The organism is Neohoeflea coraliihabitans (genome assembly GCF_019334345.1).
In the GTDB taxonomy this organism is placed as follows: domain Bacteria; phylum Pseudomonadota; class Alphaproteobacteria; order Rhizobiales; family Rhizobiaceae; genus Pseudohoeflea; species Pseudohoeflea coraliihabitans.
Map to the genome: position 1 here is coordinate 570,052 of NZ_JAHWQX010000002.1, position 12,654 is coordinate 582,705.

The 12,654-nt window shown below is 60.9% G+C and carries 11 protein-coding genes; all 11 read right to left on the minus strand.

Going from position 1 to position 12,654, the window contains the following annotated elements; genetic code table 11:
* Positions 1-6: 6 nt before the first annotated feature.
* The gene (locus tag KY465_RS08675) at positions 7-1,059 is read right to left on the minus strand and encodes a flagellar hook-associated family protein (RefSeq protein ID WP_219201268.1); all 1,053 of its coding nucleotides are present in this window, start codon (positions 1,057-1,059) and stop codon (positions 7-9) included.
* An 11-nt stretch (positions 1,060-1,070) separates the two neighbouring features.
* Positions 1,071-2,531, minus strand: a complete 1,461-nt coding sequence (gene flgK / locus KY465_RS08680; protein ID WP_219201269.1) for a flagellar hook-associated protein FlgK — start codon at positions 2,529-2,531, stop codon at positions 1,071-1,073.
* 34 nt (positions 2,532-2,565) lie between these two features.
* Positions 2,566-3,825 carry a flagellar hook protein FlgE gene (locus KY465_RS08685; RefSeq protein WP_219201270.1) on the minus strand — a complete coding sequence of 420 codons (1,260 nt, stop codon included), beginning with the start codon at positions 3,823-3,825 and terminating at the stop codon, positions 2,566-2,568.
* Between the two features lie 87 nt (positions 3,826-3,912).
* The gene (locus KY465_RS08690; RefSeq protein WP_219201271.1) at positions 3,913-4,584 is read right to left on the minus strand and encodes a response regulator transcription factor; all 672 of its coding nucleotides are present in this window, start codon (positions 4,582-4,584) and stop codon (positions 3,913-3,915) included.
* 308 nt (positions 4,585-4,892) lie between these two features.
* Positions 4,893-5,477 carry a transglycosylase SLT domain-containing protein gene (locus KY465_RS08695; RefSeq protein WP_255561532.1) on the minus strand — a complete coding sequence of 195 codons (585 nt, stop codon included), beginning with the start codon at positions 5,475-5,477 and terminating at the stop codon, positions 4,893-4,895.
* A complete protein-coding gene (fliK, locus tag KY465_RS08700) occupies positions 5,419-6,852 on the minus strand; it encodes a flagellar hook-length control protein FliK (RefSeq protein ID WP_219201272.1) in 1,434 nt (477 codons plus the stop codon). Before fliK ends, KY465_RS08695 begins: the two co-directional genes overlap by 59 nt.
* A gap of 13 nt (positions 6,853-6,865) precedes the next feature.
* Entirely contained in the window at positions 6,866-8,233 is a 1,368-nt protein-coding gene (locus tag KY465_RS08705; RefSeq protein WP_219201273.1) for a chemotaxis protein, read from the minus strand.
* Positions 8,234-8,236: 3 nt separating this feature from the next.
* On the minus strand, positions 8,237-9,469 hold the full coding sequence (locus tag KY465_RS08710; protein WP_219201274.1) for a MotB family protein: 1,233 nt from the start codon (positions 9,467-9,469) through the stop codon (positions 8,237-8,239).
* A complete protein-coding gene (locus tag KY465_RS08715) occupies positions 9,466-10,104 on the minus strand; it encodes a hypothetical protein (RefSeq protein WP_219201275.1) in 639 nt (212 codons plus the stop codon). Before KY465_RS08715 ends, KY465_RS08710 begins: the two co-directional genes overlap by 4 nt.
* A gap of 252 nt (positions 10,105-10,356) precedes the next feature.
* A complete protein-coding gene (locus KY465_RS08720; RefSeq protein WP_219201276.1) occupies positions 10,357-11,334 on the minus strand; it encodes a flagellin N-terminal helical domain-containing protein in 978 nt (325 codons plus the stop codon).
* Between the two features lie 233 nt (positions 11,335-11,567).
* Positions 11,568-12,542, minus strand: a complete 975-nt coding sequence (locus tag KY465_RS08725) for a flagellin N-terminal helical domain-containing protein (protein WP_219201277.1) — start codon at positions 12,540-12,542, stop codon at positions 11,568-11,570.
* Positions 12,543-12,654 lie beyond the last annotated feature (112 nt).

The window sequence follows — 12,654 nt, forward strand, 5'->3', positions numbered from 1 at the left end:
CACCCGTTAGAGGAAGTTTGTCAGACTGAGCTGGGTCAGTCTGGCAGTCAGCTGGTAGGAGGTTTCCACCTGTGCCAGCAGTGAACTCATGCGGGTCGATGCTTCATAGGCATCAACCCCTTCCAGGTCTCCAATATGCAGTTCAACGACCTTGATCTGCAGATCCAATGAGACATTGGCCTTGTCGACGCGGCTTTGCGAAATGCCGAGGCCGCTTCGAATATTGTCAATGCCGGTAACGGCTTCGCCGGCATGCTGAATGGCGCGGGAATTGACCAGTGCGCGGACATCCTCGCCTATCGCCGTATCAAGAAGTTCGAGACCAATGACCGCGGCCAGAGCGAAGCTACGCATGCCGTCTGCATTGGCATTGGCATTGCTGTCGACCAGTTCGTTGGCCGAAATCCGGCTGGTGATATTGGTGTCGGAGGCGTTCGACCAATCGGTATTCCACTGAGCTCCGTTGAACATCGGCGCCAGAGTGTTGGTGAGAAAGTCATCCATCTGGGCGGTTGTGATGGTGGCAGCCGAAGCGCTCGATTGGGCGAAGCCGAAATAGCCGAGAAAGGCGGCGTCGAAGCTGGCCTTGGCGGCGGAACCGGCGGCCTGGTAATCCGCCAGGGGCTCGGTGTCGGTGTTGACGCCGCCGAAAAGATACTCGCCGTTTGACGATGAGTTGACCGCGTCGGTGAAGGCGTCGAGGGCATTGGCGACATCCGATTTGGCAATGCGAATGCGGGTCGCATCATCGGAACCCGTCAGCGAAATGAAGGCGTCGAGCATGCCTTGCGCGTTGTCGCTCATCAGGTTGAGAGAGAGTTGCGAGGCGGAAAGCCTTTGCGTGACGAGCGCATTGGAATCGCGGATCGTCTCGAGCCGCTGAACTTCGCGGTTCAGCGCGACACTGCGTCCGGCGGACGCTCCCAGTGCGACGCCGATGTCGTGATGCCGGCCGGTGACGATCTCCTTCTGCAATGTCTGAATCTCGGACTGGCCACGCTGGATGGTCAGGCGCATCGCGTTCTGCACGGCGAGGGTTGATATGAAGCTGGTCTTCATGGCCTGTCCCCCTACGCCGCCGCCAGCAATGCCTGCAGCATCTCGTCGACGGCTGAAATGAGCCGCGCCGATGCCTTGTAGGATTGCTCGAGTTCAAGAAGGAGTGACATCTCTTCATCGAGAGAGACGCCGGTGGCGTTGAAATAGGATTCCGTCGTGCGGAAGCGATAGGCTTCACGCACCTCGGCGGCCGAGGACGCTTCACTTCGGTTCTGCTCAAGCCAGCCGATCGAATCCGCCGCGAAACCGGTCAGGCTGGCCGATGCGCCAAGGCTGGCGGCGCTGTCGAAGGTCAGCGGGACTTCAAAGGCCTGGACATACGCGTCCAGCTGCTGTGCGAAGCTGGCATTTGCGGCCGGATTGACACTGTAGGCCGCGCCGTTGATACCGCCGTCACGCAACAGGGAGGGATTGCCGCCCTTTGAGCTCAGCACTGCCGGATTGACGGTGATCGAGGCTGCGATTCCCTTCTGCAGCGTGCCCGTCGATGGCACGGTACCGCCAGCCCAGGTGAAGAGGCCGGGCATGTCGGGAAGGGTCGGAGTCGCGGACTGATCGCTTTCAGCAAATACCGTTACCAGTCCGCGAGCGATCTCATCGAGCTGATTTTGCAGGGTCGGCGCGTAAGTGTCGCGGATCTGCAGATGCGCCTGCAGGCTGCCGGCACCGTTTGTCGAGGCGCCTTCGCCCGGCGGAAGCGCTGCCCCGTCAATATAAACCGCGTTGCCGGTCAGCGTCGCGGAATAGCCCGAGGAAGGCACAAAGGTGACGGGCCGCGGGACCCGCTCGAAAAGGGTCAGCCCATCGGTTGTGTAAATGGCCAGATCATTGCCGCTGCGCGTGACGGTGCTGACAGAGACGATGCCGGAAATCTCCTTGAGCAGCTTTTCGCGAACGTCGAGCTCGTTGTTGATATCGCTGCCCGCTTGCGTGCCGCGCACGATCGCATCATTGGCCTTCTGAAATTCACCGAGAAGGCTGTTGAGCTGGTCGACATCGCGCGCGATCTGCTGATCTGCGGAATAGCGCGCGTCCTGCACCGCGGCGGATGCGGTCTGCAATCCTCGCGCCAATTGCACGGCGTCCGCGATCGCCGTTTCGGCCAGAGTGTTTTCCGATGGCTTGACCGCATAGGTCGACAAGGTGTCGCGGAAACCTGCGAGCAGCGACGCGGGTGAGGTTTCGTAGTCATTGCCGCCGAAAATCGACTGCAGCCTGCTCAACCCATCGAGCAGCGTCTGTTGACTGGCGGCGGCGGCGGTGCCGGTCAGGCTTTCGCGCAGCAAGGTCTCGTTCTGGCTGCGCTGGGTCGTGGCCACGCTGGCACCGGCCCAGGTGGTCATCAGCACGGCGCTGCGCCGGTTGTAGTCCGGGTTGGCGGCGTTGGAGATGTTGCGCGAAATTACGGATGTCTTCGTCGACGTGTTCGACAGCGAAGACTGTGCCGTATTGATCGCCTGAGACAGTGACATTTCCTGCGCGCCCTTTCACCGGCCTCTTACGATGCTAGCGCTTGAGGTTGACCAACACGTCCATCAGATCGGAACCGGTCTGAAATACCTTCGAATTGGCCGTATAGCTGCGTTGTGACTCGATCATGTTGGTCAGCTCCTCGGCGATATCGACGTTCGAGCTTTCCAGCGCGCCGGAAACGATGGCGCCGAAATTGCTTGATCCCGCGAAGCCGGTGCGGATGACGCCGGAATCCTGGCCCTGAGCATAAACGTTCCCCTCGAGCGGGCGCAGCTGGTCCGGGCTCGGCACGTCCGCCATGGCGATGCGGTAGATCGGTTCGAGCGTGCCGTTCTCGTACTGGGCGTAGACAATCCCGTCTTCCGAGATCTCAACCCGGACAACGGTTGACGGCACGCTGCCATCCACCGTGGCGCTTTGCACGGAAAACGGATAGTCGAGCTGGCTCATCTCCGCCAGGTCGATGGTCATGGCGTTGCCATTCGGGACGTTGACGGTCAGGGTGCTGGTGCTGGTGCTGGTCAGCAGACCGTTGGTGGGATCGAAATCCAGCGTCCCCGTTGCAAGCGGGCCGGAGGCGTAAGGGAAGGAAGAATTCGGCGCCGCATCGGCACGGTCAAACACAGCCACTTCCCAGGTGTCATTGGCCGATTTGGTGTAGTAGAAATCAAGCAGCACCTCGCCGCCGAGATTGTCGTAAACGACGAGCGAGCTCTTGTGCGAATAGTCCGCCGTAGCCGTATTGCCAGACGGCAGGTCGGCTGCTGCGACAGCGGCCTCGCTGGCGTTCAGGTTGGCGGTGAACACGCCGTTCGACGAGGCTTCCGCTGTCAGGCTGCCGGCGGAGACGTTGACCGGAACAAGCCCGTCGAAACCATTGACGACCGGCGCCGGGATGCCGCTTTGATAGTCGTAACCAAGCAGGGTGAAGCCCGCCGTATTGACAAGGTTGCCCTCGGCGTCAGGCACAAACGAGCCGGCCCGGGTCAGGTAGGGAACATCGGCAGCGTCGGAGACGATGAAGAAACCGGAGCCGTTGATCGCCAGATCCGTGCTTGATGAGGTGAATTCGAGCGGACCGCGCTGCGAGATGCCGTAGCGCACTTCGGCATTGACACCGCCGGAGTTGTAGGCGCCGGCGCTGGATGACAGCACCAGTGACGAGAATTCGGTCGAGGCTTTCTTGTATCCGGTGGTGTTGGCGTTGGCGATATTGTCAGCCACGGTTCCCAGGCGACTGGCCTGGGCGTTCATGCCCGATGCACCGGTTCTCATCATTCCAGACAGGCTCATGGCAAATCCCCTATTTCAAAGCGGGTTCAGTTTAGCTGCCGGGCCTTGTGTGAAGCTGTTTCGCGAGCGGGAGGACGTCAGGTCAGGTCAGTCCCAGTCGATCATGTAGCCAAGGAAGCGCTTTGAATCGATCGGATCGTAGTTGAGGCGCTTGCGCAGTTTCTTGCGCAGCTTGGAAATGTGACTTTCGACCACGTTCTCTTCAACGTCCTCATCGAAAATGCCGTAGATCGCGTTGAAGATCTGCTGCTTGGTGACGCGGCGGCCACGGTTGGCAACCAGATATTCGAGGATGCGGCGTTCACGGCGCGGCAGCGCGAAGGTCGTGCCTTCGATTTCGGGATCGCGGCCATCGGAATAGACGCGGATCGGGCCGATATCGGTGTGATGCGAAAGCGCCTTCAAGCGCCGACGGATGGCGGCGGCGCGGGCGAGGATTTCCCGCGGATGTACGGGTTTGCGCACAACATCATCGACACCGCTGTCGAAAAAGGCGAGCGTCGATTCCAGGGAAGGCGTGTCCGAGACGGCAATCACCGGCGCCTGAGATCGGTCACGGATGGTGCGCGGAAGATTGAGCGTATGGTCCCCCTGGCCGATCAGGAAAGCTTCGACGGCGGCAAGATCGGTCTCCGCCGCCGTGTTGACCCATTCACTGAACTCGGCCGTATCGAACCCGGCCGAAGGGACACCTTCACGGCCGAAAAGAGAAGTGTATCCCTTTTTGACCAAGTCCCGGTCATCAACCACTACGATCATTCGCCCCGCCTCCGAATCAATTTCGTCCCACCTGTTAACCAAGTGGTAAGGAGACCCCGAATCAGCAGCAACTACAGGATTGTTTCACCCTATTTTCAGAGTTGATTAACCATGATTGCCGCTGATTTGCCCATATATGGTGCTTGAGGTGTGGAAAAGCACTAAAACGGGGCGAATTCGTTAACGACAGGTTAATTTTTTGCTTGATTCTGGAAGCGCTTTTTTGTTGCCGCCTTTCGGCAAATTGCGCCAGTTTTTAGACTGAACTGCATCTAGCGGTTGTATTTGTCACCGCCGAGATTGTGCGCTCAATTGCAAAATGCACGGGCTTGCGGCGTCCACCCGCCATGGCCGACCACGACAAGATTGCGAATAACGCGGCAGATGTAGCGCCGCTGGGCGGGGTCGTTGTCCGGCCCGGCATGATAACGCGCGACAGCCATTGTCCAGGACTGGTGTCGCTGGTGGAGCTTGTGCAGAAAGCGGGCCGCGTAATCGACGTTCTGTTCCGGGTCGAGCATGTCGGCGGGCGACGCAAATTCAGCGCCATGATAGTGGTAGTTGATCTGCATGCAGCCAAGGTCGATCAGATCCTGCCCTTGGGCGCGGGCACGCTTGAACTCGCGTAGCGCCTGCTGACGGGACTCGGCGAACACGGTGCGGCCGGCAATGTTCAGAGCATAGGGATGCAGAACACCCCTCCGGCCACTTTCGATCAGGCCGACCGAATGCAGGATACCGGCAGGAACCTGCCATTTTGCGGCTGCAGCGAGGATCATCGCCTCACAGGCATTCTGCCGTGGGGCCGCCGCAGCGTTCGGTGCCGCAATAATCTCAGAGATAAACCCCATCAGAACGAGAACCAGAAGTGCCGGAAGCTGCCATCGTGTCATCGCCGCTATCTCTCGTTTGGGGCTGTCGCGGCGAAGATTTCTGCTCTTCGCCATTTCGGGCATTGCCACCGCCATGCGCGGCAGCGTTGTCGCTCTGGGACTGGAAGGCCTGTCCGGCACTCGATGCGCCCTGCCCGGTGGTGGTTGGCCGGTCGGGAAGGACATGCTGCACGGAGACGTTTTCAACGCCGAATCCCTGAGCGCGCAGGGCCTTGATGATCGAAGCTGAATCGCTGCTGAGCTGGCGATAGGCCTCGGCGGTCTCGACCTTGAGCTGGACGTTCAGTTCCTCGCCGGACAGCCGCAACACGGCGGTCACCTGCCCGAGTGACAACGGGTTGAGCTGCAGTTTCAGCGTATGAACTTTCTGGCCTGCCGGGCTGGCTGCAGATGGAGACTGCGCAGCGGTGGCGGCGGTGCTGGCGTTTGCGGCTGCCCCCGGGGCGGGCTTGCCGCCGGGAGGCGTGAGCATGGCCCCGACCTCGCGACCCATGCTGCGAACGAGAAGATCGGCATTGCGCGAAGGTTCGGGGGCCAGGAATGAACGACGCTCGATAACCTTGACGCCTTCCAAGGCTCCCTCGCGCTCGTTGGCGGCTGTCGAAGCGACGCGCACCTTGTGCAGTGTCTCGGCCTGGCTGCGTGGCTGCTCGCGGTCGCCGGATGCCTCACCTTGCGTTTGTGCATCGGATGCGGCGGCAATGATGTCCATTCCGCTTGCGGCGGCGCGTGCGCCTGTCGGCGCTGCGAGTGGTGCCGCGTCAGCTTTACCGGGTCCCGAGCGCGCCGGTCGATTGGCGGCAACTGCGTTGGCCATGACCTGATCCGCAGGCGCCGGACCGCCGGCGCTGTGCCGCACGCTCTCGCCAGACGGCATTCCGCCTGGGGCCGGTTCGAGGCCGGTCGCCATCGCCTGACGGGCATCGGCGGGCGATGCAAGGAGGGGATCAACCGGCGCTGCATTGATCTCGATATCGGCTACCGGAGTGGCGGGGACATTGCCTGCATCGCCTGCGTGTGCATCAGGCTGCGGATCTTCGCTGTCATCTGTACGTGTCGGGCGCGCGGAGGGGGTCAGCCGCCCTTCGAGGATGGCCGCAAGAGATTCTTCTGAAAGACGTTGGCCGGTACGCCGCGGATTCTCCGATCCCAGAGTAATGGGTGCCTCTGTATCCGGGTCGATTGCATCGCCAAGATCATCGCCCTGCTTGTCGGCTGCCAGCGCTTCCCGTTCAGCCTTGCGCGACTGGCCGGAAAGCGCCGCGGCAAAGCCGTTCTCACGCGACAGATTGGACGAAGCTTCCTTGTCATTGCCGCTCCGGTCGGCGGCGCCGCCGGGGACCTGGCGGACAAAAAGCGCATCAAGGGCGTTCATGCTCCGTCGTCTCCTATTCAATCTTCAACAGACCGTCGATTTCGGCAAGCAGTTGTTCCCGGTCATCGAGATAGGTCTGAAATCCGGGATCGGCATCGGGATCATCCCGTTGCGAGCCGGCCGTTCCGGGATCCTGCTGCGCCATTGCCGCAGCAGTGCCTTCCTCGGCTTGACCCGGCAGAGTTTCATCCAGCTCTGGCAGCTTAGGCGCAGGTGCTTGCGTGAGGCTGGCGGGTTCCGGCGGACGGACGATCTCATGGGCGACCCGGCGGACCGCATTGCGCAGCGCCTCATCACGGGGCGACAGGCGAACTTCTTCCAGGCTTTCCATGAAGCGGTCAATCTCCAATACCTTGTCGCTGGGTATCGCGGCCAAACCCGAATAAAGACCCGCCAATGCAATCGGCGCCTTGTCATTTTTTTCTGCCAGCCCTCGCGCCCGGTCGGCAGCCTGCAAAGCCAGTTCCGTCAGCCCGTTGATCACCGCCTTGCGGGAAATGCGCAGATAGACCTCGCGCTGGCGCGGCTTGTCGATATGGACGAGCATGCGTTCAATCTGGCCCGCTTCCATTCGGTCATGCTGGTCGACGACCAGCATGACGAGCTGGTCGAGAAACTCTTCGGCGTAGGGCGAGTCGGGAAAGCGCCGCGAATACAGCATGGCGTAGTGGATCGCTTCGTCGATCAGATCACGCTGATTGGCGACGAAGATCGCCCGTCGCAATGCAGCCTCCTCGACGATGGTTCCGGGCGCCCCAAGCCGGGCGAGGTCAAACAGTTCAAGCGCGCGCCGATCGCCCAGACCGGCTTTCACATTGGCGGCAACCAGGGCGAGATAAGGCCCGATGGTCTGATTGCCGTACAGTTTTGCGACCTCGTCTAGCGCGTCCTTGCTGCGCGCCGCCTGACCGTCCAGATAGGCCTGAACGACAGCGGTGACTTCCGTGTCGAAATTGCCGAAGCGATCGCGAAGCGCCAGGAGATCGAGCGTGGCGGGATTGCCGCCGCTCATGGCATAGATCAGCGCCGCGTCGACATTGCGCGGATCGTCGAAGACAGTCTGCTCGGCCTTGCGCAGGCGCTGATCAATGACGCCAAGCAGGAAACGCTGCATCTCAAGGGCGGCATGATCGCCCATGACCACCGCGTCCTGCACCTTCTGCAGCGAACGTATGAGCTGATAGGGCTGCAGCTCGGCGAAGGCGTGCGGGGCCTTGGTGGCAGAAGGCGCCGATGCGTCGGAGGAGGCGGATGCAGGCGCGGGAGCTTGTGTGGTTTGTGCCGCGACGAGGGCTGGCGCGAAAAACGCCAGGCCTGTCAGGCAGATGCGCAGGCTGAGCGGCGAGAGCACCAGAGAAGCGATCTTTGCTGCCATCCCCATGGGTCAGCTCTCATCGAAGCGGATAAGAATTTCGATGCGCCGGTTGGCCTCGGCGAACGGATTGTCGAGATCTTTCAGATCGCGCTCGGCAAACCCGGACAATTGCCTGATGCGTTCCTCGGCAACACCGCCGCGAACCAGCATGAAGAACGCCGAATGCGCCCGCTCCATGGACAGGCGCCAATTATCATCGGTCCCATCGGTAAACGGGCGCGCATCCGTGTGACCCCGGATCGAGATCGTGCCGTCGCGCTCGGCAAGCACCTTGCCTATTTCGTCCATGGCGAGGACAAGGGGCCGCTCGGGGACGGCCGAACCGACCCTGAACATTTCCACATCGAGCTGGTCGGTGAGCGAGACCAGCAATCCGCCGTCGGAAGGAACAACGCTCAAGCCGTCGGCGAGCTTGCCGATCTGCGCCTCATCAAACGCCGCGCTGAGCTGATCCTCAAGGCGCCGCGCCTCATCCTCGGATGCGTCCTGCTGCTCCCCGTCCGCAAGGTCGGTCCCGGCCTGTTCGGCCGCAGCGTTCCCTGCCTCCGCGGCGTCTTGCGCTGGCTGGCTCTCTTCGCCGGTCTGGTTCGGCGGTGGCGCCTTCTTCTTGTACTGCTCGCGCAGCAGCGCCTCGCTGCTGGCGATCACATCCTTTGCGGCATCGTCCTCCTCGATCTGACGCGCCCAGAAATCCGGCTCGAACGGATCGCGAAAGGCTTCCCCGCCACTCGCTCCAGTGGCGGAACCGGCGAGAGAGACACCGCCATCTCCCTTGTCGGACAGGTTCGACTTGATACCGGTTTCCTGAATGATCTCGGCAAGAACAGCGTAAGGATCCTTGAAATAGTCAGCCTCGGAATAGTCGGTTTTTTCTCCGGCCGAGGAGGTTTGCTGCTCACCGGTTGCGGCGGATTCGCCTTTTGCCTCGGCGTCACCGATCGACTGGGAACGCGGTGCGTTGAGCTCGCCGTCAGCGTTGTTGCCGACCTGTTTGATGCCCCGCTCGGCGGGACGGGAATCGGTCAGCTTGATCGGGTTGAAGTAGCTGGCGACTGCGGCCTTGGTTTCCTCATTGGCGGCATTGATCAGCCACATGACCAAAAAGAAAGCCATCATCGCGGTCATGAAATCCGCGTAAGCGATTTTCCAGGATCCGCCATGCGGCGAATCTTCACCGTTGCTGCGACGGCGAACGATGATGATCTCGTTCTTGCCCTCGTGAATGGCGGCGTCGTCACTCACCGCAACGCCTCCTCAAAGGCTTGCGCCAGCTCCGAGAAACGGCTTTTCAGCCGCGTCTCGTCAATCATCAATTCAATGTCTGCGGTTTCAGCGTCAACGAAATCGACGGACGCACCGTCATGGCCAAGCTGATCCCGCATGGCCGCCAGGAAAATTTCGGGCCCGCGCACGACGATGCGGGCCGCGTGTTCGAGGTCGAGCGCGGCGCGGACCTCCTCACCAAGACGCGCGACCATCTGGCGGCGCAGCGCCTCTTCGACAAGTGGCGCCAGAAGACCAGCGACATCGTCGGCGAGATGGTCGGCAACGGCGGCGGCGCGTGCGGATATTCGTTCCGGAAGCGCTGCAGCCAAATTCCGGGCCAGTTGATCGGCCTGTTGCTGCATCTGCTCGGCGTGCTGCGCCACAAGGCCGGAAATCTCCTCGGCATGCCGCGCCGCGAGCCTTGTTTCAGCCGCCTGATGCCCCTCTTCCCACGCTTGCGCCCGCACGCTCTCGAGCCGTGCCTCCCAATCCTGGCGTTCATCGCGCGACGCGGATTGGGCCGGTTGCGGCGCGCCGGTCCGGGCACCCTTCCGTTCCGGAGCGGCCAGCCGGTCAAATTCCGGGAGCAATCGGGAAAGGGCCAGCGACATTGAGTGTTCCGCTCCATCTTGTTCGCCGCCGACAGCGGACCCAGCACCGGAGCAGACCATGCAACTGACGCAGGCATCCGTCGGGGGACGGTCGATTTGCGGACAAATCTAGGAAATCAAACTTGTGCGAACATGAACGAAATGAACCGCGCCAAGGGCAATTTGGCGCGGTTCACAGTACTGCCATAACCGATGACCGGCGGCACGGCAGGAGGTCGCCTGGTCTCACTTACTCTGTCGGGCCGGAAGCCACTAGTTCTGGAAGAGCGAGAGGATGTTCTGCGAGTTGGAATTGGCAATCGACAGGGACTGGATGCCCAGTTGCTGCTGTGTCTGCAACGCCTTGAGCCGGGTCGACTCCTCGTTCATGTCAGCATCGACGAGCATGCCAACGCCCTTGTCGATCGAATCCATCAGATTGGACACGAAATCCTGCTGCATGGTGACACGCTTCTGAATCGCGCCGAGGCTGGATGCCGCATCTGTCATGGCCGCGAACATGGCGTCGACCGAGCGGATCATGTCTTCGACTTCCGCGTCCGTGGTCGTCGATGACAGGCTGATTTCCGTGCCGGTTGCTGGGGTGCCCGTTGTCGAGCCCGTATCGATCAAGAAGTAGTTGCGGGCCGTCGTCCCGGTGGCGTCCGGGTCAAGCGCATTGGCGTCGTAATCCTTGGTCAGAATGCCGAGGCTCTCGTTCGCGGCTCCGACCAGTGTGAGATTGGAGACCGTGATGTCGAGCGTGGTGATCGTCACCTGGCCGCTGACATTGCGGTTGAAGCCGCCAACGATGGATTTGTCGCCGGCAATCGTCGCGCCGGTGTGATTGAGCCAGTTTTCGCCGGAGAATGATGCAGATTCAGCGATCGAGGAGAGTTGATTTTTCAGTTCGGCGATTTCGCTGTCGATCTTGGTCTTGTCGACGCCTGGCTCGCGCGCTGCGACCAGCTTCGCCTTGACCTCGGAAACGACATCGATGGCCGAATTCATCGCGGTGTAGGCGACATCGATCTTGGCGGCGCCGAGTCCAAGGGCGTCCTTGACCGTCGAAAGTGCCTTGTTGTCGGAGCGCATCGTCGATGCGATCGACCAATAGGCCGCGTTGTCGGCGGCTGATTCGACGCGGTAGCCGGAAGACACACGCGCCTGCGTCGTCTCCATTTCGCTGTTGATTGCACGGAGGGTCTGCAAGGCGGCCATTGCCGCCGGATTCGTCATGATGCTGGCCATTAGTCAGCCCCTTTAAATTGCCCGAGGGGAAATGCCGGCCTGCCGGCAACGACGAAATTCGCATCATGCGGACCGGCATTTTTGCCCTGCCGGCTTGTCGTTGGTTAGCTTGTTGTAAACAAGCATGGTTAATCGTGGGTTAACACGGATTCACAGAGTTGCAAAAGAGAAAGGGCCGCTGTGACAGCGGCCCCTGGTATCGACCCCGGCGCGGCCGGGCTAAATCATCGCTGCTATCTGAACAGCGAGAGAATGTTCTGCGAGTTCGAATTGGCGATCGACAGCGACTGGATGCCCAGCTGCTGTTGCGTCTGCAACGCCTTCAGCCGGGTTGATTCCTCGTTCATGTCGGCATCGACCAACATGCCGACGCCCTTGTCGATGGAATCCATCAGCGTCGAAACGAAGTCTTTCTGCATCGAAACACGCTTGTTGATTGCGCCGAGGCTGGACGCCGCATCGGTCATGTCGGCGAACATTGCGTCGACGACGCGGATCATGTCCTCGACTTCAGAGTCGGTCGTCGTCGATGTCAGGGCGACACCCGTTCCCGTCGCGGCGGTACCGGTCGTGGTGCCCGTGTCGATCAGGTAATAATTGCGGGTTGTAGTACCGGTGGCGTCGGGATCAAGCGCGTTGGCGTCGTAATCCTTGGTCAGAATGCCAAGGCTTTCGTTGTCGGCACCAACCAGGGTCAAACTTGAGACCGAGATATCGAGGGTCGTGATCGTCACCTGACCGCTGACATTGCGGTTGAAGCCACCAACGATCGATTTGTCCGTGGCGGTTGCAGTGCCGGTATGATTCAGCCAGTTCTCACCGGAAAATGAGGCCGATTCAGCAATGGAAGAAAGCTGATTCTTCAACTCGGTGATTTCGCTGTTGATCTTGGTCTTGTCGACACCCGGTTCGCGCGCTGCGACCAGCTTGGCCTTGATTTCGGAGACCACCTCGATAGCCGAGTTCATCCCGGTGTAGGCGACGTCGACCTTAGCGGCACCGAGCCCAAGCGCGTCGTTGACCGTTGAAAGGGCCTTGTTGTCGGACCGCATGGTGGTGGCGATCGACCAATAGGCGGAGTTGTCGGCGGCAGAGCCGACGCGATAGCCAGAGGAAATACGCGCTTGCGTCGTTTCCATCTCGGCGTTGATCGTGCGCATGGTCTGCAAGGCAGCCATTGCAGCGGTATTCGTCATAATACTTGTCATGGGCGTGTCCCCCGTACGACTTACTGGGACATTCCGGAGTGTTTCTACCGGAAATAGCGGAAAGACATCATGCCAGCCAAGCTCAACGCATGTTTCGCTTTGGCCCACCATT